Genomic DNA, 26999 nt, shown 5'->3' on the forward strand with positions numbered 1-26999 from the left:
TCCCGCCGGTCCGCGTTTCAGCCCTTCTTGCGACCGCCCCCGCCCTTGTATTTCGGTTTCTGGCCGCCGAGCCCCTGCGTCGAGCGGGCCTTGGGCCGCTCGGCCCAGGCCGGCGCGGCGTGACCGACGGGCAGCTCGCGGTCGGTGCCCGGCCCCATGTTGTCGAGGGTCGGCTTCGCGATCCGGCTCCGCTTCGCGCCGAAGCGACCGGCCTCGCGCTCGACGTCGCCCTGGCGCGCCATGGGGTCGTCGGAGACGAGGAGTTCCGTGGCCTGGAGGCGCTTGAGCTCGTCGCGCAGGCGCGCGGCTTCCTCGAAGTCGAGGTCGGCGGCGGCCGTGCGCATGCGCTTCTCGAGGTCGGCCATCACCGCCTTGAAGTTGTGGCCGATGGTGGCGGCGTTCTTGGCCAGTCCCGTATCGACCTGGACGTGGTCGCCCTCGAACACGCTGCTGAGGATGTCGGAGATGCCGCGCTTCACGCTCTGGGGCGTGATGCCGTGCTCGACGTTGTAGGCGAGCTGCTTCGTGCGACGGCGCTCGGTCTCGGCCATGGCCCGCTCCATGGAGCCGGTGATGTTGTCGGCATAGAGGATGCAGCGCGCGTCGGCATTGCGGGCCGCGCGCCCGATGGTCTGGACCAGGGAGGTCTCGGAGCGCAGGAACCCCTCCTTGTCGGCATCGAGGATGGCCACCAGGGCGCATTCGGGAATATCGAGCCCCTCCCGCAGCAGGTTGATGCCGATCAGCACGTCGAAGGCACCCAGTCGCAGATCGCGAATGATCTCGATGCGCTCCAGGGTGTCGATGTCCGAGTGCATGTAGCGCACGCGCACGGAATTCTCGTGCAGGTACTCGGTCAGGTCCTCGGCCATGCGCTTGGTCAGCGTCGTCACCAGCGTCCGGTAGCCGGCCTGGGCGACTTCGCGGACCTCGCCCAACAGGTCGTCCACCTGGGAGCGGGCGGGCCGGATCTCGATGACCGGATCGACGAGGCCGGTGGGGCGGATGACCTGCTCGGCGAAGACGCCGCCGGTCTGCTCCATTTCCCACTTCGCCGGGGTCGCCGAGACGTGGATCGACTGCGGCCGCATGGCGTCCCATTCCTCGAACCGGAGCGGGCGGTTGTCGAGGCAGGACGGCAGGCGGAAGCCGTACTCGGCCAGCGTCGCCTTGCGGCGGAAGTCGCCCTTGTACATGCCGCCGATCTGCGGGACCGTGACGTGGCTCTCGTCGGTGAACACGAGGGCGTTGTCAGGCAGGTACTCGAACAGGGTCGGGGGCGGCTCGCCGGGCTTGCGGCCCGTCAGGTAGCGGGAATAATTCTCGATGCCGTTGCAGGCACCCGTGGCCTCGATCATCTCGATGTCGAAGGTGCAGCGCTGCTCGATGCGCTGGGCCTCGATGAGGCGGCCCATCTTCGTCAGCTCGTCGACCCGCAGCTTCAGCTCGGTCTTGATGCCCTTCACCGCCTGCTGGAGGGTGGGGCGCGGCGTGACGTAGTGCGAGTTGGCGTAGACCTTCACGAATTTGAGGTCGTTGATCTTCTTGCCCGTGAGCGGATCGAACTCGGTGATGGACTCGACCTCGTCGCCGAACAGGCCGATGCGCCATCCGCGATCGTCCAAGTGGGCGGGCCAGAGCTCGATGACGTCGCCGCGCACCCGGAAGGTGCCGCGGGCGAAATCGGACTGGATGCGCTTGTACTGGAGCGCCACGAGGTCGGCCACGAGCTGACGCTGCTCGATCTTCTCGTTCAGCGACACCGTGAACGACATGGCGGTGTAGGTCTCCACCGAGCCGATGCCGTAGATGCACGAGACCGAGGCGACGAGGATCACGTCGTCGCGCTCCAGGAGGGCGCGGGTGGCGGCGTGGCGCATCCGGTCGATCTGCTCGTTGATCGAGGATTCCTTCTCGATGAAGGTGTCCGAGCGCGGCACGTAGGCCTCGGGCTGGTAGTAGTCGTAGTACGAGACGAAATACTCCACCGCGTTGTCGGGGAAGAAGCTCTTGAACTCGCCGTAGAGCTGCGCCGCCAGGGTCTTGTTCGGCGCCAGGATCAGGGCCGGGCGCTGCGTCGCCTCGATGACCTTGGCCATGGTGAAGGTCTTGCCCGAGCCGGTGACGCCGAGCAGCACCTGGTCGCGCTCGGCCTTCCTCACCCCGTCCACGAGTTCGGCGATGGCGCGGGGCTGGTCGCCCGCCGGCTCGAACTCGGACTGGAGGCGGAACGGCACGCCGCCCTCGGACTTCTTCGGCCGTTCCGGGCGGTGCGGCGCCCAGTTCTTGCCGTCCTTGAACAGGGGGTTGCCCTCGGTGAGCAGCCGCGACAGGGCATCCACCGTGGCCGAGACGCCGTCGGTGGCGAGCGAGGTGTCGCCGTCGTCGGCGAGCCCTTCCGGGGCGGGCCCGTCCTCGGGCGGGGTCAGGCCCAGGGCCTGGGCAAGGCGCGGATCGACCGCGGCCGCGTCGTGGGTGAACGCGGCCTGCGGCGCCTCGCCAAAGCCCCTCGTGGGCGCGGGTTTCGCCGCCGGCTTCTTCGGTCGTCCGGGCCGGGCCGGGGCGGGCGGCGCGACGTTCTCCACCACCGGCAGGCGGTTTCGGTTCAGGGCCGGGCTGAGCAGGGCGGCGAGATGCTCGTCGAGGGGCTGAAGCTCGGGCTTCGACGCCTTCGGGGCTCCCTTGGGCGAGGAGCCCTTGGACGAGGAGCCCTTGGACGGGGAGCCCGTGACGGTGGAGGAGCGCGGTTTGTTCGGGGCGGCCATGGGGACGATATGGGCCTTCCGACGGGGGCCGGGAAGGGTCTGCCTCCCCGGCGGCACCGCTCCCCGCGAGTCTCCGCGTGCCTACGAGGGCCGGACCCTGCAACTCACACATGGCTCACGCGCGTGTTCGAACGGGCCGCCGCCGAAACCGTTGACCCGGCGGCCCGCCCTCGCGGCCACGGAGCATTGAGTTCATGACGGGAACGGCCCTCATCGCCGGTGCCAGCGGCATCGTCGGCAACAACCTCGCCCGCCACCTCGTCGAGACGGGCTGGGACGTCCACGGCCTCGCCCGCCGGCCCGTGGACATCGCCGGGGTGACGCCCGTGGTCGCCGATCTCACCGACCCGGCGTCCCTGAAGGCGGCCCTCGGCGACGCACGTCCGACGCACGTGTTCATCACCACCTGGATGCGGCAGGCGACGGAGGCCGAGAATTGCCGCGTCAACGGCGCCATGGTCCGCAATCTCCTCGACGCCCTCGACCCTGCGCCCCTGGCCCACGTCGCCCTGGTGACGGGATTGAAGCACTACCTCGGCCCGTTCGAGGCCTACGGGAAGGGCACCCTGCCCCAGACCCCGTTCCGCGAGGACCAGGACCGCCTGCCCGTCGAGAACTTTTATTACGTTCAAGAGGATGAAGTCTTCGCGGCGGCCGCGCGGCGCGGCTTCACCTGGAGCGTGCATCGGCCGCACACCATCGTCGGCTACGCGCTCGGCAACGCCATGAACATGGGCGTGACGCTCGCGGCCTATGCCAGCCTGTGCCGGGAGTCCGGGCGGCCGTTCGCGTTCCCGGGCTCGCCCCAGCAATGGCATGGGCTCACCGACGTCACCGACGCGCGCCTGCTCGCCCGTCACCTCGCCTGGGCCTCCACCACGCCGGCCGCCGCCGATACGGCCTTCAACGTGGTCGACGGCGACGTCTTCCGCTGGTCGTGGATGTGGGGCCGCATCGCGGAGTGGTTCGGTGTCGAACCGGCACCCTATTCGGGCGAGGCCATGCCCCTGAAGCAGCAGATGGCGGGGGCGGCGCCCCTCTGGCGCGAGCTCGCCGCCCGGCACGGGCTCGTCGAACCCGACCTCGACCGCCTCGCGTCGCCCTGGCACACGGATGCGGATCTCGGCCGGCCCATCGAGGTCGTCACCGACATGAGTCGCAGCCGCCGCCTCGGCTTCCTCGATTACCAGCCCAGCGACGACGCGTTCCTCGACCTCTTCGCGAGACTCCGGGCCGAGCGGGTGATTCCGTAGGGGCTCGACCCTGCCCCCGGCTGGACAGGCCGGGGGTCGAAACCCAGATCACGTCGGACACGAGACCGGACGGAGCCCGATGCAGCCGCAAGACCCCGAAACACCCGAACGCCAGAAACCCGAGCTCGACGATGCGACCCTCGCCTTCGCCGGCAAGATCTTCCAGTTCGCCCGCCTGGGGCACGCCCGGGAGCTCGCGGAGCTGTTCGGCCAGGGACTGCCGGCCAACCTGCGCAACGACAAGGGCGACAGCCTGCTCATGCTCGCCGCCTATAACGGCCAGGCCGAGGCCGCGCAGGCGATCCTCGAGCATGGCGGCGACCCGGAACTCGCCAACGACCGGGGCCAGACGCCCCTGGCCGGGGCCGCCTTCAAGGGCGACCTCGCCATGGCCGAGCTGCTCCTGGCCCACGGGGCCCTCGTGGACGGCACCGGCGACGGCAGCCGCACGGCCCTGATGACGGCCGCGATGTTCGACCGCGTCGCGATCATCGACCTGCTGCTGGCCCATGGCGCCGACCCGGACCGGCGCGACGGGGCCGGCCTCACCGCTGCCGAGATGGCCCAGTCCATGGGGGCGGTCGAGGCCCCGGCCCGCCTCGCCCGGGCGCCGCGCCCGAACGCCTGAAGCGGCCTGCATCCGGGGCGGTTCGGGTGTATGGAGCGCGGGCGGCTCCCGACCGTCCGGCCCGATGAGTGACCCATGACCCGCTCGCTTGAGAACCGCCGCATCCTCCTCGTCATCGGCGGTGGCATCGCGGCCTACAAGTCCCTCGACCTCATCCGGCGCCTGCGCGAGCGCGGGGCGCAGGTGCGCCCCCTCCTCACCCGGGGCGCGCAGGAATTCGTGACGCCCCTCGCCGCCGCGGCCCTGGCCGGCGCGCGGGCGCATACGGACCTGTTCGACCGGGCGGACGAGGCCGAGATCGGCCACATCAAGCTCGCCCGCGACGCCGACGCCATCGTGGTCGCGCCCGCCACCGCGAGCCTCATGGCGCGGATGGCCACCGGCGAGGCCTCGGATCTGGCCGCCACGGTGCTGCTCGCCACCACCCTGCCGATCCTCATCGCGCCGGCCATGAACGTGCGGATGTGGCAGCACCCGGCCACGCGGCGCAACCTGGCGACGCTGCTGGGCGACGGTGTGCGCGTGGTGGGTCCCAACGACGGTGCCATGGCGGAGGCCGAGTTCGGTCCCGGCCGCCTCGCCGAGCCGAACGAGATCGCCGCCGCCTTGGAGGCGATGCTGGCGGGGGGCGAGCGGCCCGGCGGCTTCGGCTTCCTCGCCGGGCGGGCGCCGGCCGGGGCCCTCGCGGGACGGCGCGTCCTCGTCACCTCGGGGCCGACCCACGAACCCATCGATCCCGTGCGCTACCTCGCCAACCGCTCGTCGGGCCGCCAGGGCCACGCCATCGCGGCGGCGGCGGCGGCGGCGGGGGCCGACGTCACCCTGGTCTCCGGCCCGGTCTCGATCCCCGATCCGGCCGGGGTCCGGATGATCCATGTGGAGACCGCCCGCGCCATGCTGGTGGCCGTGGAGGAGGCTTTGCCGGCGGACATCGCCGTGTTCACCGCCGCCGTCGGCGACTGGCGCCCGGCCGAGGTCGGCCAGAACAAGATCAAGAAGGACGGGAGCGAACCCGCGCCCCTGCGCCTCGTCGAGAACCCCGACATCCTCGCCACCGTCGCGGGCCGGTCGAGCGGGCGCCCGACCCTCGTGGTGGGCTTCGCCGCCGAGACCGACGACGTGCTCGCCAACGCCCTGAAGAAGATCGCCCGCAAGGGCTGCGACCTGCTGGTGGCCAACGACGTCTCGGCCAGCGGCGGCGTCATGGGCGGCCTCGAGAACACCGTCCACCTCGTCTCGCGCGACGGCTCCGTCGAGACCTGGCCCACCCTCGACAAGGACGAGGTCGGGCGCCGCCTCGTCGCGCGGTTCGCCGCCCTGTTGCCGGTGTGACGCCGTCTCGCTGCCGGTGTGACGCAGTGCGGCGAAAACCGGCGGAGCCGATCCCCCATCCGGCGCGTTAAGGCTTGACTAACCCATGCTCCGGCATCATCCCGGCGTCGCCTGCGACTCCGCCCTGCGCCGGTCGTGCGGCCCCATAGGACCTGACTGACCCAATGCCCAGCGACAGTAGTCGATGGACCGTGCCGCCTTCGGCCGTCCGCGTGCGCCACACCTGATCGCTGATCGGGTTCGCCCGCGATCGGCCCCCGGTGGCCGGTCGAACGAGGTGAGCCCATGACCGTCTTGAAGCTTTCTGCCTTTCCGGCCGCTTTTCGCACGAACCTCCGGCCCGCGAGCGAATTCCGCCTGCGCGTCGCCGGACGTCGGCCCGTGCGCAAGTCCCCCACCAAGTCTCTCGCTAAGTCTGCCCCGAAGAAAACGCGCGATGCCAACGTCGCCCTGATCATGGTGGTGATGATGAGCCTCGTCTTCGCGCCCGTGGTCGCCATGCACCTGTTCGCGACCTTCGGGCCGGTCGACCTCGGCGTGCGGAAGCCCGCCGCCGAAGTCGTGTCGCGGTCCGTGCCCGCCCTGCCCCCGGGCTGAGTCAGGCGCACGGAGTTCCTGTCAAACCGGAGCGCCCCGACCGAGCCTTGGCCCGGGACCGACCCTGGCGCGGGGCGTCCGCTGCGGGGGGCACGGAGGTCGCTCGCCGCGGTCCCGACGGGTCGATGGGGGCTCAGGCTTGGGCCGGCTCCACCTCCTGTGAAGCCGCGTGCTCGGCCGACAGGGCGGCATCCGCCGCCGCAACCTTGACGGCGGCGGGGCGGCCGTTGACCCGGTCGATGTAGGCCCGGATCGCCGGTTCCTCGGGCACGAGCTTGAAGCTCGTGGTCCAGCCGAGCGCCGTGCCCCACAGGACATCGACGGCGGTGAAGCGCTCGCCGAGGAGATACGGGTCCTTGTCCAGGGCGCCCAGCAGGGTCGCCATCACCGTATCGAAATCGCCGTAGGCCGACATGGCGCGCGGGCCGGCCTCGCGCTGGAGGGCCCTGTCGATGACCGCCGGCTCGAAGCTCGACCCGTAATACACCATCCAGCGGAGGTACGGACCGCGCAACGGATCGTCGAGGGCCGGGGTCAGGCCCGCCCCGGGGAACAGGTCGGCGAGGTAGAGGTAGATCGCCGCCTGCTCGGTCACGACGGCGTCGCCGTGGGTGAGCGCCGGCACCTTCCCCATGGGGTTGATGGCGCGGTAGGCCGCCTCGCGATGCTCGCCGGCCTTCATGTTCAGCACCTGCAGCCGGTGCGGCGCGCCGAGTTCCTCCAGGAGAATCCGCACCCCCGTCGAGCGGGTGTTGGGCGAATGGTAGAGCGTGATCTCGGATGCCAAGCGGAATGCCTTTCGCGAATCGTCGGCCGCAGGGTCTGCGCCTGAAGCGGCAGCGTCAATCGGAGCGTTTCATTCGCGGCGCGCCGCGACGGCCTGGGCCAGGAGGCACAGGATCTCGAACGCCAGGGTGGCGCCGGCCAGCGCCGTGATGCCGGATGGGTCGAGGGGCGGGGCGACCTCGACGAGATCGGCCCCGACGAGGTCGAGGCCGGCCAGGGCCCGCACGAGGAACAGGGCCTCCCGGCTCGTGAACCCGCCCATCTCCGGGGTGCCGGTGCCGGGGGCGTAGGCCGGATCGAGGGCGTCGATGTCGAAGCTGAGATAGGCCGGCCCGGCGCCGAGGACGGCGTGGGCCTCGGCTGCCACCTCGGGCAGGCCCCGCACCATGACCTCCTCCATGGGGACGATCCGCACGCCCCGGGCCCGCGCCCAGTCGAGTTCGTCGGCGGCGTCGACGCTGCCGCGCAGGCCGATCTGAACCGTGCGCCTCGGGTCGAGGACGCCGTCCTCGATGGCCCGGCGGAACGGCGTGCCGTGGGTGAGCCGGCTGCCGTCGTACTGGCCGTCGTCGGTGTCGCTGTGGGCGTCGATATGGACGAGGCCCAGCGGTCTGTCGCGGCCGAGCGCGCGCAGGACCGGATAGGTCACGAAATGGTCGCCGCCGACGGACAGGGGCACGATGCCGGCGGCGGCGAGGGGGGCGTAGAAGGCTTCGATCCGCGCGGCGGTGGCGGCGACGTCGATGGGATTGACGCAGACGTCGCCGAGGTCGGCACAGGCCGCGAGATCGTAGGGCGCGATACCCGTGCTGGCGTTCAGCGTGCGCGTGCCCGTGGAGGCCTCGCGCACGCCGCGCGGTCCGAGGCGCGCGCCCGGCCGGTTGGTGGTGGCCCCGTCGAACGGGATGCCGACGAGACCGATATCGATCCGGCCCGGGGCCTCGGCGGGATCGAGGATGGGAAGGCGCATGAAACTCGCGACGCCTGAGAAGCGCGGGCTTTCCATGCCGGATGGCGGGCGATGGCGCGCGATCCGCGCCGCATCCGGTTCCCTCGGCATCGTTCCCCCTTCCCGCGTTCCGAACCGGATCATCGCGTGCGGGTGGGGCATCGATCAAGCGAGGGAGATTGGCGAGGCGAAGCGACACGGCGATGACGCTCGCGTTGACGGATCGGCGGTGCGTGGCTATAGAGCGCGGATTGCCGACGGTCGCGGTCATCCCTGCCCGTCGGCTTCGCCATTGCCCGAACAACCTGCACGCGATCGTACGACACTCCGGCCCGCGGGCCCGTCGGGATCGCCTCAAACGTGATGAGGATGCCCCATGGCCAACACCGTGTCGGCCAAGAAAATGACCCGCAAGATCGCGAAGCGGACCGCTGTGAACCGCTCGCGCCGCAGCCGTATGCGCACCTTCGTCCGCAAGGTCGAAGAGGCCATTGCCGGCGGCGACCAGACCAGCGCGCTGACCGCCCTGCGGGAAGCCGAGCCCGAGATCATGCGGGCCGCCCAGCACGGCATCGTGCACAAGAACAACGCGTCCCGGAAGGTCTCGCGCCTCGCGGCTCGGGTCAAGGCGCTCGCCGCCTAAGCCTTCCTTCTTCAGGACCCATTGCGAAGAAAGCCCGGCAGCGATGCCGGGCTTTCTTCGTTTTCGGCCGTCGCTCGACCGCCCGCGCTCGTCCACCCGCGCTCGTCCACCTGAGCCCGCCTGCTCCGGATCGCCGTCCCTTCCGCGGACTCGGTCGCGGCGGCGGAGGCCATGGCTCGTTAACCCTGATGGCAAATCTCCCGAGTTGAAGAGTCTTAACGCCAAGTGTAGCTTAACGATCGCTTGAGAAGACACGACAAAAGCCGTGCATCCTCGAGTCGAGGGCGAATCATGCACAAGGTCGGTCTGCTCGTTCGACTCGTCGTGCCAAACCCTCGTCCCGATACGTGCTTCTTTCGCTATCCCCGTTAGTCCCGTTGTTAGGAGAACCGTAGCTTATTGTTGATAGGCTGGTTTCATCGGCAAAAGGCGCCCCGGATGCATTGACTCCGGCGCGAAGATCTGGGCTCCGCGAATGGCTCGCGGGGCGCGACGTCAGTCAAGTGTGCGTACGTACCGGTGGCGGCTCTCCGTCCTCGGCGCGAGGAGAGCGATGATGCATGTCGACGGTAGCGTGTCCGGCAACGCCGAGACGGGCATGAGCGGCGTGAGCGGCACCGATCCGGTGGCCGCCTGGGCTCGAGTGAAACGCCGCCTGCGGGCGGAACTGGGAGAGGATGTGTTCGCGAGCTGGTTCGCCCGGCTCGAATTGCTGGAGGTCTCCGGCGCGACGGCGCGCCTCACGGTGCCCACCCGCTTCCTCAAGAGCTGGATCGAATCCCACTACATCGACCGCGTCCTCAACACCTTCCGCAGCGAGGTCGAGGACGTCTCCCGCATCGACGTGTCGGTGCGTGGTCCCGCCGCCGCCCGCCCCGCCGCCACCGCGAGCGCGGCCCAGAAGCCCGCCATGGCGCCGAGCCCCCTCGCCCGTCTCCAGGCCGCCGGCTCCGGGATGCAGGCACCGAGCGACTCCGAGTCCGACGCCCCCGTCTCGGCCCGCGCCGAGGGTGGCTCCGGCGATCTCAACGGCGCGCCCCTCGACAACCGCCTCACCTTCACGAGCTTCGTCGTCGGCCGCTCCAACGCCCTTGCCCACGCGGCCGGCGAGCGTGTCGCCCGCCACGACGGCCAGGGCGCGCTTTACAACCCGCTCTACCTCCATGCCGGGGTCGGCCTCGGCAAGACCCACCTGCTCCACGCCATCGGCCACGCCGCCCGCGATTCCGGCCGCCGGGTGATCTACCTCACCGCCGACCGCTTCATGTACGGCTTCGTCAACGCCCTGAAGACCCAGAACGCCCTGGCCTTCAAGGAGCGCCTGCGCGCCATCGACCTCCTCATCCTCGACGACGTGCAGTTCATCCAGGGCAAGTCGATCCAGGCCGAGTTCGGCCACACCATCAACGCCCTCATCGATGCCGGCCGCCAGGTCGTCGTCGCCTCCGATCGGCCGCCCACCGAGCTCGAAGCCCTTGAGGAGCGCGTCCGCTCGCGCCTCGCCGGCGGCCTCGTGGTCGAGATCGGCACCCTCGACGAGCAGCTGCGCACCTCGATCCTGTCGGCGCGCCTGGCCGCCGTCCAGGTCTCGCATCCGAGCTTCGAGGTCTCGCCGACGGTGGCGACCTACGTCGCCCGCGCCATCACGGCCAACGGCCGCGACCTCGAAGGCGCCGTGAACCGGCTCCTGGCCCACGCCACCCTCACGGGGGCGGCGGTGACCATGGAGACCGCCGAGGCCGCGATCCGGGATCTGGTGAAGAACCGCGAGCCCAAGCGCATCAAAATCGAGGACATCCAGAAGCTGGTGGCCTCGCGCTACAACGTCTCGCGCTCGGACATCCTGTCCGAGCGGCGCACGGCCGCCGTGGTCAAGCCGCGCCAGATCGCCATGTACCTGTCGAAGGTGCTGACCCTGCGCTCCCTGCCCGAGATCGGCCGGCGCTTCGGCGGCCGCGACCACACCACGGTGCTCCACGCCGTGCGCAAGATCGACAAGCTCATCGGCGAGGACAACGTCCTGAACGACGAGGTCGAGCTCCTGAAGCGCATGCTGCAGGATTGAGCCCCGGGCCGGGACACGCACGCGTGCGGTGTCCCGGCCGGATCAACCCCGGGATAGGCCGCCTCTCGCACTTGCGTTCGCGGACCGCCTTCGCCAAGTTGCTCGGCCAGCGAAGCTGCTCGGCCACGATGCCCGGCGCCGCGCGGGGCCGGCTTCCGCGACGTTCTCCTGCGACCACGAGTTTTTGCGATGAGAGTCACTGTCGAGCGCGCGGCCCTCCTTCGTTCGCTCGGCCACGTGCACCGCGTGGTCGAGCGCCGCAACACGATCCCGATCCTGTCCAACGTGCTCCTGCGCGCCGGCCCGTCGGGCCTGGAGCTGCGTGCCACCGATCTCGACATCGAGGTGACGGAGACGATCCCGGCCGACGTGGCGGATGCCGGGGCCACCACGGTGCCCGCGCACGTCATCTACGACATCGTGCGCAAGCTGCCCGACGGCGCCCAGGTCTCCCTCGAGACCAGCGGCGAGACCGGTCAGATGACCATCCGCTCGGGCCGCTCGCGCTTCTCGCTGGGCGCCCTGCCGGAGGGCGATTTCCCCGATCTCGCCGCCGGCGAGCTGCCGAACCGCTTCACCCTGGCGGCCGCCGACCTCAAGCGCCTCATCGAGAAGACCCAGTTCGCCATCTCCACGGAGGAGACGCGCTACTACCTCAACGGCATCTACCTCCACACCACCGAGTCCGAGGGCTCTCTGAAGATGCGCGCCGTGGCCACCGACGGCCATCGCCTCGCCCGCGTCGAGATCGAGGCGCCCGACGGCAGCCGCGACATGCCGGGCATCATCGTGCCCCGCAAGGCAGTCGCCGAGATCATCAAGCTCGTGGAGGACGGCGGCGAGGGCGTCGAGATCGACCTGTCCTCGGCCAAGATCCGCTTCAAGTTCGCCAGCGGCGTGGTGCTGATCTCCAAGCTCATCGACGGCACCTTCCCGGACTACCAGCGGGTCATCCCCTCCGGGAACGACAAGTTCCTCACGGTCCAGCGCGACCAGTTCGCCCGCGCCGTGGACCGCGTCTCGACCATCTCGTCCGAGCGCGGCCGCGCGGTGAAGCTCGCCGTGCAGGAGGGGCGCCTCGCCCTCTCGGTGAACAACCCGGATTCCGGCAGCGCCACCGAGGAACTCGACGTCGACTACGACGCCGCCGCCCTCGATATCGGCTTCAACGCCCGCTACCTCCTCGACATCACCGGGCAGCTCGAGGGCGACACCGCCCTGTTCAAGCTCGCCGACCCGGGCTCCCCGACGCTGATCCAGGACCGCGAGGGCGCGCCCGCGCTCTACGTGCTGATGCCGATGCGGGTGTGATCGCGACCGTTTCGTCCAATCCCATTGAGACCGCGTGCGAGGAGACTTCAGCGGGCCGGGGCCTTCGCCTCACCCGCCTGATCTGCCGCGACTTCCGCAACCACGCCGACCTCGACCTCGCCGTCGGCCGGCGCTTCGTGGCGCTGGTCGGCGAGAACGGGGCTGGGAAGACCAACCTGCTGGAAGCCGTGTCCCTGTTCTCGCCGGGGCGGGGCCTGCGCCGCGCCGATCTCGCCGGCATGGCCCGCACCGGCGGCCCCGGCGGCTTCGCCGTGTCCATGACCCTCGCGGCGGGCGAGGGCGAGCACCGGGTCGGCACCGGCTACGAGCCGCCGGGCTTCGACGGACGCGCCTCGCGCCTGTGCCGGATCGACGGCGCCACCGCGCCCTCCCCCGTCGCCTTCTGCGAGTTCCTGCGCGTGGTCTGGCTCACCCCCGACCTCGACGGCCTGTTCCGGGGGCCGGCCGGCGACCGCCGCCGCTTCCTCGACCGTCTCGTGCTGGCGGTGGACGCCACCCACGGGGCCCGCGTCAACGCCCTGGAGCGGGCGCTTCGCTCCCGCAACCGTCTCCTGGAAGAGCGTCCCAACGACGGGCAGTGGCTGGATGCCATCGAGCGCGAGGTCGCCGAACTCGGGGTCGCCGTGGCGCTCGCCCGCCGCGAGACCACGGAGCGCCTCGACCGGCTCATCGCCGCGGGGCGCGACGACGCCCAGCCCTTCCCCTGGGCGGCCCTGCGCCTCGAAGGCGACCTCGACGACCTCGTCGCCGTCTGGCCGGCCCTCGAAGCCGAGGACCGCTTCCGCATGGCCCTGCGCCAGGGCCGCGCCCGCGACCGCGCCGCCGGGCGTACCCTGAGCGGGCCCCAGACCAGCGACCTCGTGGTGCGCCACGGCCCCAAGGACGTGCCCGCCGCCACCGCCTCCACGGGGGAGCAGAAGGCCTTGCTCATCGGCCTCGTGCTGGCCCATGCCCGCCTCGTCCAGGCCATGTGCGGGATCGCCCCCCTCGTCCTCCTCGACGAGGTCGCCGCCCACCTCGACCCGCGCCGCCGCACCGGCCTGTTCGACGCCCTGGAAGCCCTGTCGGGTCAGGTCTGGATGACCGGCGCCGACCCGGCCCTGTTCACGGAACTGGACGGCCGCGCCGATCTGGTGAGGATCGTCGACGGGCGCGTCGCCGCGCCTTGAGGCGCCGTGGGCCATGTCGATCGCGAATCTCATCCTGTTTGCCGGCGTCTACGCCGTCGCGGTGGCATCCCCGGGGCCCGGCATCGCCGCCCTGGTGGCGCGGGTCCTGGCGCGCGGGACGGGCGGCATCGGGGCCTTCATCGCCGGCTTCGTCGTGGGCGACCTCGTCTGGTTCGGCGTGGCGGCGGCCGGGATGGCCCTCCTCGCACAGTCCCTGACCGTGGCGTTCGTTGCCCTGAAGTACGCCGGTGCCGTCTATCTCGCGGCCCTCGCCTGGAAAGCCTGGACCGCGCCCGTGGAGCCCGTCGAGACCCCACGCGTGGACGCGGACGGCCGGGTACGCCCGTTCCTCGGCGGCCTCGTCCTCACCCTCGGCAACCCGAAGGTGATCCTGTTCTTCCTCGCGCTCCTGCCGGGTGTGGTCGATCTCGAGCACCTGACCTTCCTCGGCTTCGCCGGGATCGGCGCCACGATCGTGGTCGTCCTCGGTACCGTCCTGGCGGCCTATGCCGCGGCGGCGGCCCGCGCCCGGCGGGTCTTCACCTCGGTTCGCGCGCGGCGGGCGATCAATCGCGGCGCCGGGACGGTGATGGCGGGCGCGGCGGTCGCCATCGCCACGCGGTGAGCCTCACGCGAGGGCGGACGGAATGTCGGTCCGGGAAAAATCGTTGCCGACGAACAGAAGCGGAACGCTTTGCGTCCGGGCGCAAGCATAGGAAAAGCAATCGCCGAGGTTGAGTTGCGCCGGGTGGCCCTGGCCCTTGCCGTATCGCGCATAGGCGGAGATCGCTTCACGCGTTTCCGGCTCTGCCAGGGGTACGAGGGCGACGGCAGCTTGCCGCAGGAAGGCCGCGACCACTTCGTGCGCGACTGGGATCGGAACTCTATCGATACGATGCAGGGCGAGCACGGCTTCGAGCACCGAGAGACCGGATGTTGATAAGTGCGGCGCGGTCTCCATCCGTTCGATCAGCAGCCCGGAGCCTGCTTCCCGCGTCAGGATCGCGACGATGGCGGACGCATCGAGGAACATCAGGATTCCTCGTACAAGCCGTCGTAGAAGGCCTTGTCCGCCTTGAGGCCGGTCCTGGGATAGGCCTCCAAGGCATCCTGGATCGGTCGCAACCGCTCGCGCAGCGAGGGCTTGCCCTCCAGCCGCTCGACTTCGTGCGCCAGCGCGATCCGCACCGCCTCGGTCTTGCTGACCTTGGCCAGGGCCGCCACCTTCTCCGCGAGGCGATTGACCTCCTCGCTTCGGATGTTCAGAGGCATTAGGATCGTTCCTGTGTAGACAGTCGAAGCGTAGTGCCTACACGGCGGCCCTTCAAGCCGACCCCCGAAATCACCACCTCAAGGTTTGCGATGACCAGCCGTCTCGACGAGGCCCGCGCCGCGTTGAAAACGACCTTCGGCTACGACGATTTCCGCCCGGGCCAGGACGAGGTCATCGGTGCGGTCCTCGACGGCACCGACGTGTTCGCCGTGATGCCCACGGGTTCGGGCAAATCGATGACCTACCAGCTGCCCGCCCTGGTGGAATCGTCCCTGACCGTGGTGGTGTCGCCCTTGATCGCCCTGATGCACGATCAGGTGCAGCAGATGCTCGGCTTCGGCGTCGCGGCCGCCACCCTCAATTCCTCCGTGCCCGAGGCGACCTCGCGCGAAACCTGGCGCCGGATCCGCTCCGGGGACCTTCGCCTCCTGTTCGTCTCGCCCGAGCGGCTGATGATGGAGGGGTTGATGGACGCCCTGCGCGGCGTCGGCGTCCGGCGGCTCGCCGTCGACGAGGCCCATTGCGTCTCGCAATGGGGCCACGACTTCCGGCCCGAGTACCGCGACCTCTCGCGCGCCCGCGAGGCCCTGGGCAACGTCCAGACCGTGGCGCTGACGGCCACCGCCGACAAGGCGACGCGGGCCGACATCACCGAGCGGCTGTTCCCGGCGGGCCGGGAGCTCAAGGCCTTCGTCCATTCCTTCGACCGGCCGAACATCCGCCTGACCTTCGTGCCGAAGGACAACCCGACCCGGCAAATCGAGCGCTTCCTCAAGCACCGCCGCTCCGAGAGCGGGATCATCTACTGCTCCTCGCGAAAACGCACGGAGCAGCTCGCCGAGAGCCTCGCCAAGGACGGGTTCAACGCCCTGCCGTATCACGCCGGCCTCGACCAGGGCACGCGCATGAAGAACCAGGACACCTTCCTGCAGGAGGACGGGGTGGTGATGACCGCGACCGTGGCCTTCGGCATGGGCATCAACAAGCCCGACGTCCGCTTCGTCTGCCACGCCGACATGCCCTCCAACGTCGAGGGCTACTACCAGGAGATCGGCCGCGCCGGCCGCGATGGCCTGCCGGCGGACACCCTCACCATCTACGGCCTCGACGACATGTCGCTCCGCCGCCGCCAGATCGACGAGAAGGAGGTGCCGGACGAGCGCCGCCGCGTCGAGCGGCGCAAGCTCGAGGCGATGATCGCGCTGTGCGAGGGCGCCACCTGCCGCCGCCAGTCCCTGCTCGGCTACTTCGGCGAAGCCAGCGAACCGTGTGGGCGCTGCGACCTGTGCCGCTCGGGCGTCTCCCTCGTCGACGCCACGGTGCCGGCGCAGAAGCTGCTCTCGGCCATCGTCCGCACCGGGCAGCGCTTCGGGGCGGCCTATGTCTGCGACGTGGTCCACGGCAAGGAATCCGACCCGATCCGCCGCAACGGCCACGCTGCCCTCAAGACCTTCGGCGTCGGCGCCGACAAGCCCATCGCCGCCTGGCGCGCCATGCTGCGCCAGCTCTTCGCCGCCGGCGCCGTCTCCGAGAACGGCGACGGCTTCGGCGGGCTCTCGCTCACCGACAAGGGCGAGGCGATCCTGTTCGGCCGCGAGACCATCCAGATGCGGCCGGACCCCGAGCCGAAGGTCGCCGAGCCGCGCGACCGCAAGCGTGCGGCCTCCCGCGACGATGCCAGCCTCGACCTCGATCCGGCGACGGAGGCCCTGTTCCAGCACCTGCGCGGCCTGCGCGCCACCATCGCCCGGGCCGAGGGCATCGCCGCCTTCATGGTGTTTCCCGACCGCACCCTCATCGAGATGGCCCGCTCGAAACCCGTCGATCTCTACGCCCTGCGCACGGTCCACGGCGTCGGCGAGCGCAAGCGCGAAGCCTACGGCGCGCGCTTCGTCGAGGCCATCGCTGAGTTCCTGTCGCACGCGCCGGCCGGATCGGCGTGATGCGGTTTGGCACTCGTCGGACGGGATGCGCATCGTGTAGGGACGGGCGCTGTCGCCCATCGCGCCCGGCGCGAATCACTCACATCCACGCATGACCGGACGGACCGACCCATCCCTCAGGACGCCCCTTCAGCCGAGACACGGCCGCGCGAGACCTTCCGGCGCCAAGTCTTCTACATGCCGGGGTTCGACCCGCGCGCGCCCGAGACCTACTGGGGCCTGTTCCGCCGCGAGAGCCGCCTGACCGCGACCCGGCGCGCCATGGCGATCACGGTCGGCGATCCCGACCGCTCGCCCGACGGCCTTCGCCTCGACTGGCGCGTGGAGGCGGACGGGGCGCAGACCCGCTACACCCTCCTGCGCTGGGACGACATCGTCGCCGCCCGCTTCCCCCGCGGGAACGCGCGGCGGCTCCTCGCCGTGCCGGCCCTGTGGTGGCGGCTGTGGCGGTCGGGCTACCTCCGGCGCTTCCGCCGCGAGGCCAGGCGCTTTTCCCGGGTGATCATCGGCGTCCACCTCATCTACCTCGCGCTCGTCGGCCTCAGCGTCCTGGGTGCCATCGGCCTCGTCGGCCTGCTTCCCTTGCCGGCGGGGCATTGGACCGACCTCGCCGTGCCGGTCCTCGCCTACGCGATCCTGGCCGGGCTCATGGGGGCGACGCGCGGAAAACCGTTCTACGTCGCCCACCTCGTCGACGACACCGCCTTCACCCACGACCATGCCGGCGGGACCGATGCGCGGATGCAGGCCCGCCTCGACGCCTTCGCGGACCTGATCCGGGCGGCGGACGGCCGGGCCGGCGAGATCGTGGTCATCGGCCATTCCTCGTCGAGCTTCCTCGGAATCGAAGCCCTCGACCGGGTGCTGACCCGCGATCCCGAATTCGGCCGGCGCGGCACCCCGGTCTCGTTCGTCAGCATTGGCAGCGTGATCCCCTGGATCACCCTCGATCCCCGCGCCGTCGCCGTGCGCGCGGCCCTCGCCCGCGTCGCCGCCTGCGACGCCATCGGCTGGCTCGACGTCCGGGCGAAATGGGACTGGCTCTCCATCCACCGGCGCAATCCCCTGAGCGCGTCGCGGGTCCCGGCGCCGGCGGCGCACCGGCCGGTGGAGATCCAGGTCCGCATCGAGGATCTCATCGAGAAGCGCATCCTCAAGCGGCGCAAGTGGAACCTGTTCCGCATGCACTTCCAGCTGCTCATGTCGAGCCGCGACCCGCACGCCTTCGACTACGTCGCCTTCGTCGCCGGGCCCGAGCCGGTCCACGCCGCGATCCGGCGCTGGCGCGACGGGGCGGAACATCCCAGGGCCCGTGTGACGGCGGAATCCGCCGTTCCGTAGCCCGTACGGAACGGTCGCGGGACGATCGCGTGTTGCCAGGGCGCGCCCTAACCCTCTAGAGCCGTCTCGACCGAGACGGACGCGCAGGTCAGATGACTTTGCAGGATCGTGTCGAGAGGGTTCGCATGTTCCGTAACGATGTTCCGATCACCCCCGAACTCGTGCGCCAGCACGGCCTGACGCCCGACGAGTACGACCGCTTCCGCGGCCTCATCGGGCGCGACCCGACGCTGACCGAACTCGGCATCGTCTCGGCCATGTGGAACGAGCACTGCTCGTACAAGTCCTCGCGAAAACACCTGCGCGGGCTGCCGACCTCGGGCCCGCACGTGATCCAGGGACCGGGCGAGAACGCCGGCGTCATCGACATCGGTGACGGCCTCGCCTGCGTCTTCAAGATGGAGAGCCACAACCACCCGAGCTTCATCGAGCCCTACCAGGGCGCGACCACGGGGGTCGGCGGCATCCTTCGCGACGTGTTCACCATGGGAGCCCGGCCCATCGCGGCGCTCAATGCGCTCCGCTTCGGTTCGCCAGACCATCCGCGCACCCGCCACCTCGTGTCGGGGGTGGTCGCCGGCATCGGCGGCTACGGCAATTCCTTCGGGGTGCCGACGGTGGGCGGCCTCATGGGCTTCCACTCGCGCTACGACAGCAACATCCTCGTCAACGCCATGGCGGTGGGCCTGGCGAAGACCGACGCGATCTTCTACGCGGCGGCCACGGGGGTGGGAAATCCCATCGTCTATCTCGGCTCGAAGACCGGCCGCGACGGCATCCACGGCGCCACCATGGCCTCGGCCGAGTTCGACGACGCCTCGGAGTCGAAGCGCCCCACGGTTCAGGTCGGCGACCCCTTCGCCGAAAAACTGCTGCTGGAGGCCTGCCTCGAGCTCATGGCGTCGGGCGCCGTCATCGCGATCCAGGACATGGGCGCGGCGGGGCTGACCTGCTCGGCCGTCGAGATGGGCGCCAAGGGCGACCTCGGCGTCGAGCTCCACATCGAGAAGGTCCCGGCCCGCGAGGCGGGCATGACCGCCTACGAGATGATGCTGTCGGAGAGCCAGGAGCGCATGCTCATGGTCCTGAAGCCCGGCATGGAGGCGGAAGCGGAGGCGATCTTCGTGAAGTGGGGCCTCGATTTCGCGATCATCGGCCACACCACCGACACGCTGCGCTTCGTGGTCAAGCACGACGGCGTGGTGATGGCCGACCTGCCGATCAAGGAGCTCGGCGACGAGGCGCCCCTCTACGACCGGCCCCACATCGCCAATACCCACCAGCCCGTCATCCTGGCCTCCGACGTGCCCGAGACCCTGGGCAGCGCCGAGGCCCTGAAGAAGCTCGTCGGCTCGCCGGACCTGTCGTCGAAGCGCTGGGTCTACGAGCAGTACGACCACTTCATCGGCAGCAACACCGTGCAGAAGCCCGGCGGGGACGCCGCCATCGTCCGGGTCGAGGACGGCCCCAAGGGCCTCGCCATGACTGCCGACGTGACGCCGCGCTACTGCGAGGCCGATCCCGTCGAGGGCGGGCGGCAGGCCGTGGCGGAAGCCTGGCGCAACATCACGGCGGTGGGGGCGACCCCGCTCGCCATCACCGACAACCTCAACTTCGGCAACCCCGAGAAGCCCGAGGTGATGGGCCAGCTCGTCGGCTGCCTCAAGGGCATCGGCGAGGCCTGCCTGGCCCTGGACTTCCCCGTCGTGTCCGGCAACGTCTCCCTCTACAACGAGACCAACGGCGTCGGAATCCTGCCGACCCCGACCATCGGCGGCGTCGGCGTGCTGGCCGACGTGACCCGCCACGCCACCCTCGCCCTCAAGCGCGAGGGCGACCTCCTGGTGCTCATCGGCGACACCGCCGGCTGGCTCGGCCAGTCCGTCTACCTCGCGGTGATCGCCGGCCGCGAGGAGGGCGCGCCCCCGCCCGTCGATCTCGCCGCCGAGCGCCGCAACGGCGACTTCGTGCGCGGCCTCATCGTCTCCGGTCAGGTCGACACCGTGCACGACCTCTCCGATGGCGGCCTCGCCGTGGCCTTGGCCGAGATGGCCATGGCCGGCGGCATCGGGGCGGCGCTTCCCGAGGTGCCCGCCGGCATGGCGACCCACGCCTACCTGTTCGGTGAGGATCAGGCGCGCTACCTCCTCGCCGTGGACCCCGAGACCGCGCCCGACCTCCTCTACAGCGCCTCGGCGCAGGGCATCGACGCCCTCGTGGTCGGCGTGACCGGGGGCGACACCCTGACCCTGCCCGGCGGCCAGACCATCGCCCTGGCCGAACTGCGCGACGCCCACGAGGGCTGGCTGCCCGCCTACATGGCGAGCCAGCCCGCCGGCGTCCCCGCTTAGAGGCCCGTCCCCGCCCGATCCCGAACACTCACGAGGAACTCACCCCATGCCCATGGACGCGCGCGAGATCGAGGCGATGATCCGGGAGGCCCTGCCCGACGCCCGGATCGAGATCAAGGATCTGGCCGGCGACGGCGACCACTACGCCGCCACCGTCCTGTCCGCCGCCTTCAAGGGCAAGACCCGGGTGGCCCAGCACCAGATGGTCTACGGCGCGCTCCAGGGGCGCATGGGGGGCGTGCTCCACGCCCTTGCGCTCACCACGGGCGTCCCGCAGGATTGAGGGCATCGACTCCCGGGGCGACCCCATGGATCAACCCAGCCTTTACGACGACGACATCGTGATTTGGGCGGAGCGGCAAGCCGCAGCCGTTCGCGACCTCGCGCGCCGGCCCGACCTGTCCAACATGCTCGATTGGGAGAACGTCGCCGAGGAGATCGAGAGTGTGGGCCGGTCGCAGATCAGCGCAGTGGAGCAGAAGCTGCTTCTCGTGCTCATTCACGTCCTGAAGTACATGTCGGCGCCGCGTGCCCAATCCACGCGGTCATGGCGTTCGGAGGTGGTGGCTTTCCATGCCGCAGCCCGGAAGGCCTACACGCCGGCGATGCGGCAGCGGATCGACTGGGCCTGGATGTGGGATGCGGCGCGGACCCAGGCCGATATCTCCCTGCGGATCTACGATGACCGGCTTGTCTCCGGTTTACCGGAACACATGCCGTTCACACCCGACGAGTTGGTCGCCCCGACCTTCACCATGGATTGGGCGCTCGAGCGATTGGCGCAGATCCTCGACACGCCCAAGGATACGCATTAGGCCGATCGACGACGTGTCCTGGCGCCCTCCACGCCCTTGCACTCACGGCGGGCGTCCCTCAGAAACGAGAGACCTCACGGGGCGGACCGCATGGACCAGCCGAGCCTCTACGACGACGACATCGTGACCTGGGCCGAGCAGCAGGCCTCGACCCTTCGCGAACTCGCGCGCCGGCCGGACCTCTCCAACATCCTCGATTGGGAGAACGTCGCCGAGGAGATCGAGAGCGTGGGGCGTTCGCAGATCGGTGCCGTGGAGAGCCTGCTGGCGCAGACTCTGGCGCATTTGCTCAAACGCTTGTCCGCGCCCGATACCCTGTCGGTCGAGCATTGGCGCAAGGAAGCCGGCACCTTCCAGGTCGCCGCGTTCACCCGCTACGAGCGGTCGATGCGCCAACGGCTGGATTGGGACAAGATCTGGGCCGTGGCTCAATCACAGGCGAAACTGGGCCTGACCACCTATGGCGACACTCTGCTTCCCCACCTGCCGGCACGATGCCCCCTGGGGCCGGACGACCTTCTCGTCGCGCCGTTCGATCTGGATGCCGCCCTCCGGGCCATTGCGGACGCGACGGCCTTGAAATCGACGAATCAATCCTGACCTCAACGGTGACGCACGCCGTTCCAAACCAGACGAGGATTTCCATGACCGACGCCAACACCGCCATCCAGACCGAGATCGAATCCCAGGACGTCGTCGTGTTCATGAAGGGCACGCCGCAATTTCCCATGTGCGGCTTCTCGGGTCAGGTCGTGCAGATCCTCAACTACCTCGAAGTGCCGTTCAAGGGCGTGAACGTCCTCGACGACATGGCGATCCGCGACGGCATCAAGGCGTTTTCGAACTGGCCGACGATCCCGCAGATCTACGTGAAGGGCGAGTTCGTCGGCGGCTGCGACATCACCCGCGAGATGTTCCAGTCGGGCGAGCTGCAGCAGTTCCTGTCCGAGAAGGGCATCCCGGTGAAGGCCGCGGCCCCGGCCGCCTGACACGACCCGCCGGATCGCGAACGGAAGAGGGCGCCGCGGGCGCCCTTTTTCGTGCCGCGCAACGGCTGGCCGCTTCGGCCGTTGGTGAGACGGCACCGGGGTGCCGGAGCGGTTCCGATGCATGATGCGATCATCGTCGGCGGCGGACCCGCCGGCCTCAACGCCGCGCTCATCCTCGGGCGCTGCCGCCGTTCGGTCCTCCTCATCGACGCCGGGGAGCCCCGCAACGCCGCGACGCCCCGGACCTGGGGCCTGTTCACCCGCGACGGCACGGCGCCCGCCGACCTGCGGGCCCAGGCCAGGGCCGATCTCGACCGCTATCCGTCGGTGGAATGCCGCACCGCCGAGGTGACGCGGGCCGACCGCGACGGCGACGCCTTCGCGGTGGTCCTCGCCGACGGCGCCACCGCGCGGGGACGCCGGCTGATCCTCGCCACGGGGCTGCGCCAGGACCTGCCCGCCGTCGCGGGCTTCGATACCTACTGGGGACGCGGCGTCCACACCTGTCCGTACTGCGACGGCTACGAGAGCCGCGACCGGCCCCTCGTCGCCTACGGCCATGGCCATGCCGGGGCGGCGCTCGCCCTCGAACTCACCGTCTGGAGCCGCGACGTCACCCTCTGCACCGACGACCGGGCCGACACCCTGTCGGAGCCCGACCGGGCCCGCCTCGCCCGCAACGGCATCGCCGTGGCGGACGGCGCCGTGGTCCGCCTGACGGGGGATGGGACCGCGGCGGAGCGCCTGGTCTTCGCGGACGGGACGGGCCTTCCCTGCCGGGCGCTCTTCCTCACCCCCGGGGGATGCCGCCCGTCGCCCCTCATCGCGCAGCTCGGCTGCGACCTGTCCCCGAAGGGCATCGTGCCGACGGGGGAGTACGAGGCCACCAACGTGCCCGGCCTCTACGTCGCCGGCGACGCCTCGCGGCGGGTCCAGTTCGCCGTAGTCGCGGCGGCCGAAGGGGCGATGGCCGCCTTCGCCATCAACACCGAGCTGCTGAAGGCCGAGTTGGCCCGGCCCTGAGAGCCGGTCCGGCCCGGTGCGACGACGGGGGGCCGGATCGTTCCGACCGAATCAGGCGACTTTTGGGCATCACGGTGGCGCGGTCACGGGGGCGGACCGTGCGTTTCCGTTGCCCGCGGGGCGCGTTTCTCAAGGAAACGATGTATTCAGGTGCGCCGCAGCACGGGAAATAGCGTCGAAACTACGCAGTCGTAAATTAAGCATCAATTATGGCGTGCGCCCGGAACTTTTTCGCGTTATCCCCGGTTTCTGCCAATGACCGGGTCGCGGCTCCCCATGGAGTCCTTAACGGCGCCGGGTCGGTGAACGCCATGCCAGTGTTCGAAGCCAAGAATCTCGATGCGGAGTTCGAGGGCCACGCCTTCCTCGCCGCCATCCTGCACCCCTCGCAGGAGGCCCGGACCCGCGCCCTGACGCATGGCCGCAACCGTGCCGTCCGCGCCTCGATGATGGCCGATCCGATGACCATCGAGCCGCATTACCCCATGCGGCCGGCCGAGGCGGAGATCGAGGCCCAGGCGACCTGAATTCGCTGCGGAGTCGTTTTCGTCCCTCGCAAACGCCCCGGTTTTCCGTTGTCGCGTTGAAGCCGTCCTCCCATGATGGGAAGGCGGCTTTTCGCATGCGCGGACGTGTCAACCGGATCGTGGCGGCCTACCAGGTCTGGGCGGTGATGACGCCCTGCCGGGTCACGACGGCCCAGGACCGACCCCGGCGCTCGATGGTCTCGATGCGGCCGACACCCGGAACCATATCGCCGATCCCGACCTCGACGAGGCGGCGCTTGCGGTCCTCCAGGACAGCGATCCCGTCATAGACCTCGCGAACGGCCCAGTTGTCGCTGGCGGGGGGCTTTGGCGCGGCGTGGGCCTTGTCGGTGATCGCCCCGGTCTCCGTTGGCTCCACCGCCTTGTCCGGCACCGCCTTGGCGGCGACGGGGGCCGGTGCGGGAACGGCGGCGCGCTTCTCGACCTGTGCCGTCAGGGCCGTGAGGCGTGCGGCGTGATCCTTCTCATTCTGTTCGACGCGCTCGCTCAGCGCCGCGAGCTTGGCGGCGAGCGCCTGTTCCGACCGGCCGACACGCTCCATCACGGCGGTGCCGCGGGTGCGGACCTCGCCGCGCACCGCCTCCGTGCCGTCCTGCACCTGCGCCAGGCCCTTGCCGAGCTGGGCCAGGGCCGTGGCGATCCGGTCCGTCTCGGCCCGGGCGGTGCCGAGCTGATGCTGGAGCTGCGCCATGGCGGTGGCGGCGCGGTCCTCGCCCGTGGTACCGAGGCGGGTCGCGCCGGCGCCGAGGCCGGCGCCGACGAGGAGCGCCGCGCCGACGAGGCCGGCGAGACGCGGATCGACGCGGCGCATCCACGGGGTGGGGGTGGCCACGGCCGCGACGACGGGGTTCGGCGCCGCCTTCGTGGCAGACTTCATGGCGGGCTTGGCCCCCGTCACCGCCTGCTTCAGCAGCGCTTCCGGCGAGGTGTCCGCCGCCGTCCCGACCGTGCCCGTCATGACCGATGCTTCCCGAATGATCAGGAAGCATTGGTTAAGCATGCTTGTTTACCAAAGCGTTACCATGGTGGGCGGCCGCTTGTGTCGGCAGCGGCCGCCTGGGCCGCCGGCCCCCGCTCAGGCCGCCAGCCCCCGCTGGCGCAGGAGCGGCTCGATGCTCGGCAGCCGCCCCCGGAAGGCCGTGTAGGCCTCGCCCGGATCGCGCAGGTTGCCGGCGCCGTAGACGAACTTGCGCAGGCGCGCCGCCGTCTCGGGGTGGAAGATGTCGCCGGCCTCGCGGAACGCGTCGAAGGCGTCGGCGTCGAGGACCTCCGACCACAGGTAGCTGTAGTAGCCGGCGGCGTAGCCTTCCCCGGAGAAGATGTGGGCGAAGTGCGGCGAACGGTGCCGCATGGAGATCTCCGCCGGCATGGCGATGCGGGCGAGGGCGTCGGCCTCGAACGCCTGGACGTCGAGGCCGTCCTCGCCGGCGCTCGACAGGTGCAGGGTCATGTCGACGATGGCCGAGGAGGTGTACTCGATGGTGGCGAAGCCCTGGTTGAAGGTGCGGGCCGCGAGCAGACGCTTCAACAGGTCCTCCGGCATCGGCTCGCCCGTGCGGTAATGGCGGGCGTGCCGGCGCAGGACCTCCGGCTGCTCGAGCCAGTGCTCGTAGAGCTGCGAGGGCAGCTCGACGAAGTCGCGGGCCACGGCGGTGCCGGACAGGAGCGGATAGGTCACGTCCGACAGGAGGCCGTGCAGGGCGTGGCCGAACTCGTGGAACAGGGTGCGGGCGTCGTCGAACGACAGCAGAGTCGCCTCGCCGTCCGGCGCTTTGGCGAAGTTCATCACGTTGACGATGACCGGCGTGACGACACCGTTGAGGCGTTCCTGCGAGCGGAAGGCGCTCATCCAGGCGCCGCTGCGCTTCGAGGCGCGGGCGAAGTAATCGCCGAGGAAGACGCCGACCTCGGCGCCGTCGGCGTCGTGGACGGCCCAGGCCCGCACGTCGGGGTGGTAGCGCGGCACGTCGGCGAGTTCCTCGAACCGCAGGCCGAACAGGCGGGTCGCCGTGTCGAAGGCGGCGGCGATGACGCCGTCGAGCGACAGGTACGGCTTGATCTCGCCCTCGTCGAGGTCGTGCTCGGCCCGGCGCAGCTTCTCCGCGTAGTGGCGCCAATCGTGCCGGGCGAGGGCGAACTCGTGCCCCTCGGTTCGGACGATGGCCTGGAGCCGGTCGCGCTCGGCCGCCGCCTGGTGGTGGGCCGGGGTCCAGACGTTGCGCAGCAGGGCCATGGCGTTGTCGGGGGTGCCCGCCATGGTGTCGGAGAGCTTGAGGTGGGCGAAGCTGTCGAAGCCGAGCAGGCGCGCCCGCTCGGCGCGCAGGGCCACGGTCTCGGCGATGAGGCCGCGGTTGTCGGTCTCGCCGCCGTTCTCGCCGCGCTTCGACCAGGCGGCGTAGGCGCGCTCGCGCAGGTCCCGCCGGGTGGAGAACACCAGGAACGGCTCGATCAGCGAGCGCGACAGGGTGATGACGTGGCCGTGCTGGCCGCCCCGCTCCTTGGCGGCGGCGGCGGCGGCGGCGCGCAGGAACGGCGGCAGGCCGGCGAGATCCTCTTCCGCGTCGAGGGGCAGGGCGAAGGCGCCCTCGTCGGCCAGAAGATTCTGGCTGAAGCTGGTGCCGAGTTCGGCGAGCCGCCCGGCGATCTCGGCCATGCGGGCCTTGGCCTCGGGGGGAAGATCGGCGCCCGACAGGCGGAAGCGCGTGCGGTAGCGCTCGAGCACCCGGCGTTCCTCCGGCCCGAGGGCTTCGGCCTCGGCATCCACGGCCGAGATGCGGGCCCACAGGTCGGGGTCGAGATAGATGGCGCTGCCGTGGCGGGCGAGGACGGGCGAGATCGAGCGCTCCACCGCCTGGAGCTCGGGGTTGGTGTGGCTGCCGCTGAGGTTGAAGAACACGCCCGCGACCCGGTCGAGGGCGAGGCCGGCCCGCTCCAGGGCGCCCACGGTGTTGTGGAAGTCCGGGGCCGCCGGGTTTTTCGCGATGGCGGCGATCTCGGCCTTGTGCGCGGCGAGGGTCGCCTCGAAGGCCGGCAGGTAATGGGCGGGTTCGATGCGCTCGAACGGCGGCAGGCCGTGGGGCGTCGCCCAGGCGTGCTCCGCGAACGGCCCGATCGACGCGCCGGTGGGGCTGGAGGCGGGAGCGGGGGTGGTGCCGACGGTCATGGTCATCCTGAGTTCGCGGATCGTGTCCCAGCCG

The 26999-nt window shown here is 70.5% G+C and carries 25 protein-coding genes; 18 read left to right on the plus strand and 7 right to left on the minus strand.

Annotation, left to right across the window (positions count from 1 at the left end; genetic code table 11):
• Positions 1-17: 17 nt before the first annotated feature.
• Positions 18-2765 (minus strand): excinuclease ABC subunit UvrB, encoded by a 2748-nt coding sequence (gene uvrB / locus ASF28_RS17720; RefSeq protein WP_056095647.1) that lies wholly within the window; start codon positions 2763-2765, stop codon positions 18-20.
• Between the two features lie 194 nt (positions 2766-2959).
• Here uvrB and ASF28_RS17725 point away from each other — a divergent pair, with 194 nt between their 5' ends.
• From ASF28_RS17725 to ASF28_RS17740, 4 genes are all read left to right on the plus strand, one after another.
• A complete protein-coding gene (locus ASF28_RS17725; RefSeq protein ID WP_056095650.1) occupies positions 2960-4018 on the plus strand; it encodes an SDR family oxidoreductase in 1059 nt (352 codons plus the stop codon).
• A 79-nt stretch (positions 4019-4097) separates the two neighbouring features.
• Entirely contained in the window at positions 4098-4646 is a 549-nt protein-coding gene (locus tag ASF28_RS17730) for an ankyrin repeat domain-containing protein (RefSeq protein ID WP_056095653.1), read from the plus strand.
• Between the two features lie 75 nt (positions 4647-4721).
• On the plus strand, positions 4722-5978 hold the full coding sequence (coaBC, locus tag ASF28_RS17735; protein ID WP_056095656.1) for a bifunctional phosphopantothenoylcysteine decarboxylase/phosphopantothenate--cysteine ligase CoaBC: 1257 nt from the start codon (positions 4722-4724) through the stop codon (positions 5976-5978).
• 285 nt (positions 5979-6263) lie between these two features.
• Positions 6264-6575 (plus strand): hypothetical protein, encoded by a 312-nt coding sequence (locus ASF28_RS17740; RefSeq protein WP_147710399.1) that lies wholly within the window; start codon positions 6264-6266, stop codon positions 6573-6575.
• Positions 6576-6708: 133 nt separating this feature from the next.
• Here the strand turns inward: ASF28_RS17740 and ASF28_RS17745 are convergent, their stop codons facing one another.
• Together ASF28_RS17745 and speB are read right to left on the minus strand one after the other, a co-directional pair.
• The gene (locus tag ASF28_RS17745) at positions 6709-7362 is read right to left on the minus strand and encodes a glutathione S-transferase family protein (RefSeq protein ID WP_056095659.1); all 654 of its coding nucleotides are present in this window, start codon (positions 7360-7362) and stop codon (positions 6709-6711) included.
• Positions 7363-7431: 69 nt separating this feature from the next.
• Positions 7432-8421 carry an agmatinase gene (gene speB, locus ASF28_RS17750; protein ID WP_056095662.1) on the minus strand — a complete coding sequence of 330 codons (990 nt, stop codon included), beginning with the start codon at positions 8419-8421 and terminating at the stop codon, positions 7432-7434.
• A gap of 265 nt (positions 8422-8686) precedes the next feature.
• Here speB and rpsT point away from each other — a divergent pair, with 265 nt between their 5' ends.
• From rpsT to ASF28_RS17775, 5 genes are all read left to right on the plus strand, one after another.
• Positions 8687-8953: a 30S ribosomal protein S20 gene (rpsT, locus tag ASF28_RS17755; RefSeq protein ID WP_056095665.1), complete on the plus strand. Its 267-nt coding sequence runs from the start codon at positions 8687-8689 to the stop codon at positions 8951-8953.
• 556 nt (positions 8954-9509) lie between these two features.
• Positions 9510-11018 carry a chromosomal replication initiator protein DnaA gene (dnaA, locus tag ASF28_RS17760; protein WP_056095860.1) on the plus strand — a complete coding sequence of 503 codons (1509 nt, stop codon included), beginning with the start codon at positions 9510-9512 and terminating at the stop codon, positions 11016-11018.
• A 189-nt stretch (positions 11019-11207) separates the two neighbouring features.
• Complete coding sequence (dnaN, locus tag ASF28_RS17765; RefSeq protein WP_056095667.1) at positions 11208-12329, plus strand: DNA polymerase III subunit beta; 1122 nt, start codon at positions 11208-11210, stop codon at positions 12327-12329.
• The gene (gene recF, locus ASF28_RS17770; protein ID WP_443189749.1) at positions 12329-13519 is read left to right on the plus strand and encodes a DNA replication/repair protein RecF; all 1191 of its coding nucleotides are present in this window, start codon (positions 12329-12331) and stop codon (positions 13517-13519) included. Before dnaN ends, recF begins: the two co-directional genes overlap by 1 nt.
• Positions 13520-13532: 13 nt before the next feature.
• The gene (locus ASF28_RS17775; protein ID WP_056095670.1) at positions 13533-14144 is read left to right on the plus strand and encodes a LysE family translocator; all 612 of its coding nucleotides are present in this window, start codon (positions 13533-13535) and stop codon (positions 14142-14144) included.
• A gap of 3 nt (positions 14145-14147) precedes the next feature.
• On the opposite strand, the gene ASF28_RS17780 is transcribed toward ASF28_RS17775, so the two are convergent.
• Positions 14148-14552: a type II toxin-antitoxin system VapC family toxin gene (locus ASF28_RS17780; protein WP_056095673.1), complete on the minus strand. Its 405-nt coding sequence runs from the start codon at positions 14550-14552 to the stop codon at positions 14148-14150.
• On the minus strand, positions 14552-14791 hold the full coding sequence (locus ASF28_RS17785) for a type II toxin-antitoxin system VapB family antitoxin (RefSeq protein WP_056095676.1): 240 nt from the start codon (positions 14789-14791) through the stop codon (positions 14552-14554). The genes ASF28_RS17780 and ASF28_RS17785 overlap by 1 nt, the downstream gene beginning before the upstream one ends.
• A gap of 90 nt (positions 14792-14881) precedes the next feature.
• Here ASF28_RS17785 and recQ point away from each other — a divergent pair, with 90 nt between their 5' ends.
• From recQ to ASF28_RS17830, 9 genes are all read left to right on the plus strand, one after another.
• Complete coding sequence (recQ, locus tag ASF28_RS17790) at positions 14882-16735, plus strand: DNA helicase RecQ (RefSeq protein WP_056095679.1); 1854 nt, start codon at positions 14882-14884, stop codon at positions 16733-16735.
• A gap of 177 nt (positions 16736-16912) precedes the next feature.
• Positions 16913-18076, plus strand: a complete 1164-nt coding sequence (locus ASF28_RS17795) for a hypothetical protein (protein ID WP_056095681.1) — start codon at positions 16913-16915, stop codon at positions 18074-18076.
• A 125-nt stretch (positions 18077-18201) separates the two neighbouring features.
• Complete coding sequence (gene purL / locus ASF28_RS17800) at positions 18202-20427, plus strand: phosphoribosylformylglycinamidine synthase subunit PurL (RefSeq protein WP_056095684.1); 2226 nt, start codon at positions 18202-18204, stop codon at positions 20425-20427.
• A 46-nt stretch (positions 20428-20473) separates the two neighbouring features.
• Entirely contained in the window at positions 20474-20710 is a 237-nt protein-coding gene (locus tag ASF28_RS17805; protein ID WP_056095688.1) for a BolA family protein, read from the plus strand.
• Between the two features lie 25 nt (positions 20711-20735).
• Positions 20736-21242: a DUF29 domain-containing protein gene (locus ASF28_RS17810; protein ID WP_056095690.1), complete on the plus strand. Its 507-nt coding sequence runs from the start codon at positions 20736-20738 to the stop codon at positions 21240-21242.
• Between the two features lie 90 nt (positions 21243-21332).
• Entirely contained in the window at positions 21333-21842 is a 510-nt protein-coding gene (locus tag ASF28_RS17815; RefSeq protein ID WP_056095693.1) for a DUF29 domain-containing protein, read from the plus strand.
• Positions 21843-21886: 44 nt separating this feature from the next.
• On the plus strand, positions 21887-22231 hold the full coding sequence (gene grxD / locus ASF28_RS17820; protein ID WP_056095698.1) for a Grx4 family monothiol glutaredoxin: 345 nt from the start codon (positions 21887-21889) through the stop codon (positions 22229-22231).
• A 117-nt stretch (positions 22232-22348) separates the two neighbouring features.
• On the plus strand, positions 22349-23254 hold the full coding sequence (locus tag ASF28_RS17825; protein ID WP_056095701.1) for an NAD(P)/FAD-dependent oxidoreductase: 906 nt from the start codon (positions 22349-22351) through the stop codon (positions 23252-23254).
• Between the two features lie 311 nt (positions 23255-23565).
• Entirely contained in the window at positions 23566-23781 is a 216-nt protein-coding gene (locus ASF28_RS17830) for a hypothetical protein (RefSeq protein WP_056095704.1), read from the plus strand.
• Between the two features lie 127 nt (positions 23782-23908).
• Here the strand turns inward: ASF28_RS17830 and ASF28_RS17835 are convergent, their stop codons facing one another.
• Both ASF28_RS17835 and ASF28_RS17840 read right to left on the minus strand, forming a co-directional pair.
• Positions 23909-24760: a hypothetical protein gene (locus tag ASF28_RS17835; RefSeq protein ID WP_056095707.1), complete on the minus strand. Its 852-nt coding sequence runs from the start codon at positions 24758-24760 to the stop codon at positions 23909-23911.
• A gap of 117 nt (positions 24761-24877) precedes the next feature.
• Positions 24878-26965: a M3 family metallopeptidase gene (locus tag ASF28_RS17840; protein WP_244475077.1), complete on the minus strand. Its 2088-nt coding sequence runs from the start codon at positions 26963-26965 to the stop codon at positions 24878-24880.
• Between the last annotated feature and the right edge of the window lie 34 nt (positions 26966-26999).

The sequence above is a fragment of the Methylobacterium sp. Leaf99 genome, from assembly GCF_001422375.1.
In the GTDB taxonomy this organism is placed as follows: domain Bacteria; phylum Pseudomonadota; class Alphaproteobacteria; order Rhizobiales; family Beijerinckiaceae; genus Methylobacterium.

What these genes read in the sequence shown, in the direction of transcription:
- uvrB (WP_056095647.1), bottom strand. Translation starts at nt 2,765, where the DNA reads ATGGCCGCCCCGAACAAACCGCGCTCCTCCACCGTCACGGGCTCCCCG.
- ASF28_RS17725 (WP_056095650.1), top strand. Translation starts at nt 2,960, where the DNA reads ATGACGGGAACGGCCCTCATCGCCGGTGCCAGCGGCATCGTCGGCAAC.
- ASF28_RS17730 (WP_056095653.1), top strand. Translation starts at nt 4,098, where the DNA reads ATGCAGCCGCAAGACCCCGAAACACCCGAACGCCAGAAACCCGAGCTC.
- coaBC (WP_056095656.1), top strand. Translation starts at nt 4,722, where the DNA reads ATGACCCGCTCGCTTGAGAACCGCCGCATCCTCCTCGTCATCGGCGGT.
- ASF28_RS17740 (WP_147710399.1), top strand. Translation starts at nt 6,264, where the DNA reads ATGACCGTCTTGAAGCTTTCTGCCTTTCCGGCCGCTTTTCGCACGAAC.
- speB (WP_056095662.1), bottom strand. Translation starts at nt 8,421, where the DNA reads ATGCCGAGGGAACCGGATGCGGCGCGGATCGCGCGCCATCGCCCGCCA.
- rpsT (WP_056095665.1), top strand. Translation starts at nt 8,687, where the DNA reads ATGGCCAACACCGTGTCGGCCAAGAAAATGACCCGCAAGATCGCGAAG.
- dnaA (WP_056095860.1), top strand. Translation starts at nt 9,510, where the DNA reads ATGCATGTCGACGGTAGCGTGTCCGGCAACGCCGAGACGGGCATGAGC.
- dnaN (WP_056095667.1), top strand. Translation starts at nt 11,208, where the DNA reads ATGAGAGTCACTGTCGAGCGCGCGGCCCTCCTTCGTTCGCTCGGCCAC.
- ASF28_RS17775 (WP_056095670.1), top strand. Translation starts at nt 13,533, where the DNA reads ATGTCGATCGCGAATCTCATCCTGTTTGCCGGCGTCTACGCCGTCGCG.
- ASF28_RS17780 (WP_056095673.1), bottom strand. Translation starts at nt 14,552, where the DNA reads ATGTTCCTCGATGCGTCCGCCATCGTCGCGATCCTGACGCGGGAAGCA.
- ASF28_RS17785 (WP_056095676.1), bottom strand. Translation starts at nt 14,791, where the DNA reads ATGCCTCTGAACATCCGAAGCGAGGAGGTCAATCGCCTCGCGGAGAAG.
- recQ (WP_056095679.1), top strand. Translation starts at nt 14,882, where the DNA reads ATGACCAGCCGTCTCGACGAGGCCCGCGCCGCGTTGAAAACGACCTTC.
- ASF28_RS17795 (WP_056095681.1), top strand. Translation starts at nt 16,913, where the DNA reads ATGCCGGGGTTCGACCCGCGCGCGCCCGAGACCTACTGGGGCCTGTTC.
- purL (WP_056095684.1), top strand. Translation starts at nt 18,202, where the DNA reads ATGTTCCGTAACGATGTTCCGATCACCCCCGAACTCGTGCGCCAGCAC.
- ASF28_RS17805 (WP_056095688.1), top strand. Translation starts at nt 20,474, where the DNA reads ATGCCCATGGACGCGCGCGAGATCGAGGCGATGATCCGGGAGGCCCTG.
- ASF28_RS17810 (WP_056095690.1), top strand. Translation starts at nt 20,736, where the DNA reads ATGGATCAACCCAGCCTTTACGACGACGACATCGTGATTTGGGCGGAG.
- ASF28_RS17815 (WP_056095693.1), top strand. Translation starts at nt 21,333, where the DNA reads ATGGACCAGCCGAGCCTCTACGACGACGACATCGTGACCTGGGCCGAG.
- grxD (WP_056095698.1), top strand. Translation starts at nt 21,887, where the DNA reads ATGACCGACGCCAACACCGCCATCCAGACCGAGATCGAATCCCAGGAC.
- ASF28_RS17825 (WP_056095701.1), top strand. Translation starts at nt 22,349, where the DNA reads ATGCATGATGCGATCATCGTCGGCGGCGGACCCGCCGGCCTCAACGCC.
- ASF28_RS17830 (WP_056095704.1), top strand. Translation starts at nt 23,566, where the DNA reads ATGCCAGTGTTCGAAGCCAAGAATCTCGATGCGGAGTTCGAGGGCCAC.
- ASF28_RS17835 (WP_056095707.1), bottom strand. Translation starts at nt 24,760, where the DNA reads ATGACGGGCACGGTCGGGACGGCGGCGGACACCTCGCCGGAAGCGCTG.
- ASF28_RS17840 (WP_244475077.1), bottom strand. Translation starts at nt 26,965, where the DNA reads ATGACCGTCGGCACCACCCCCGCTCCCGCCTCCAGCCCCACCGGCGCG.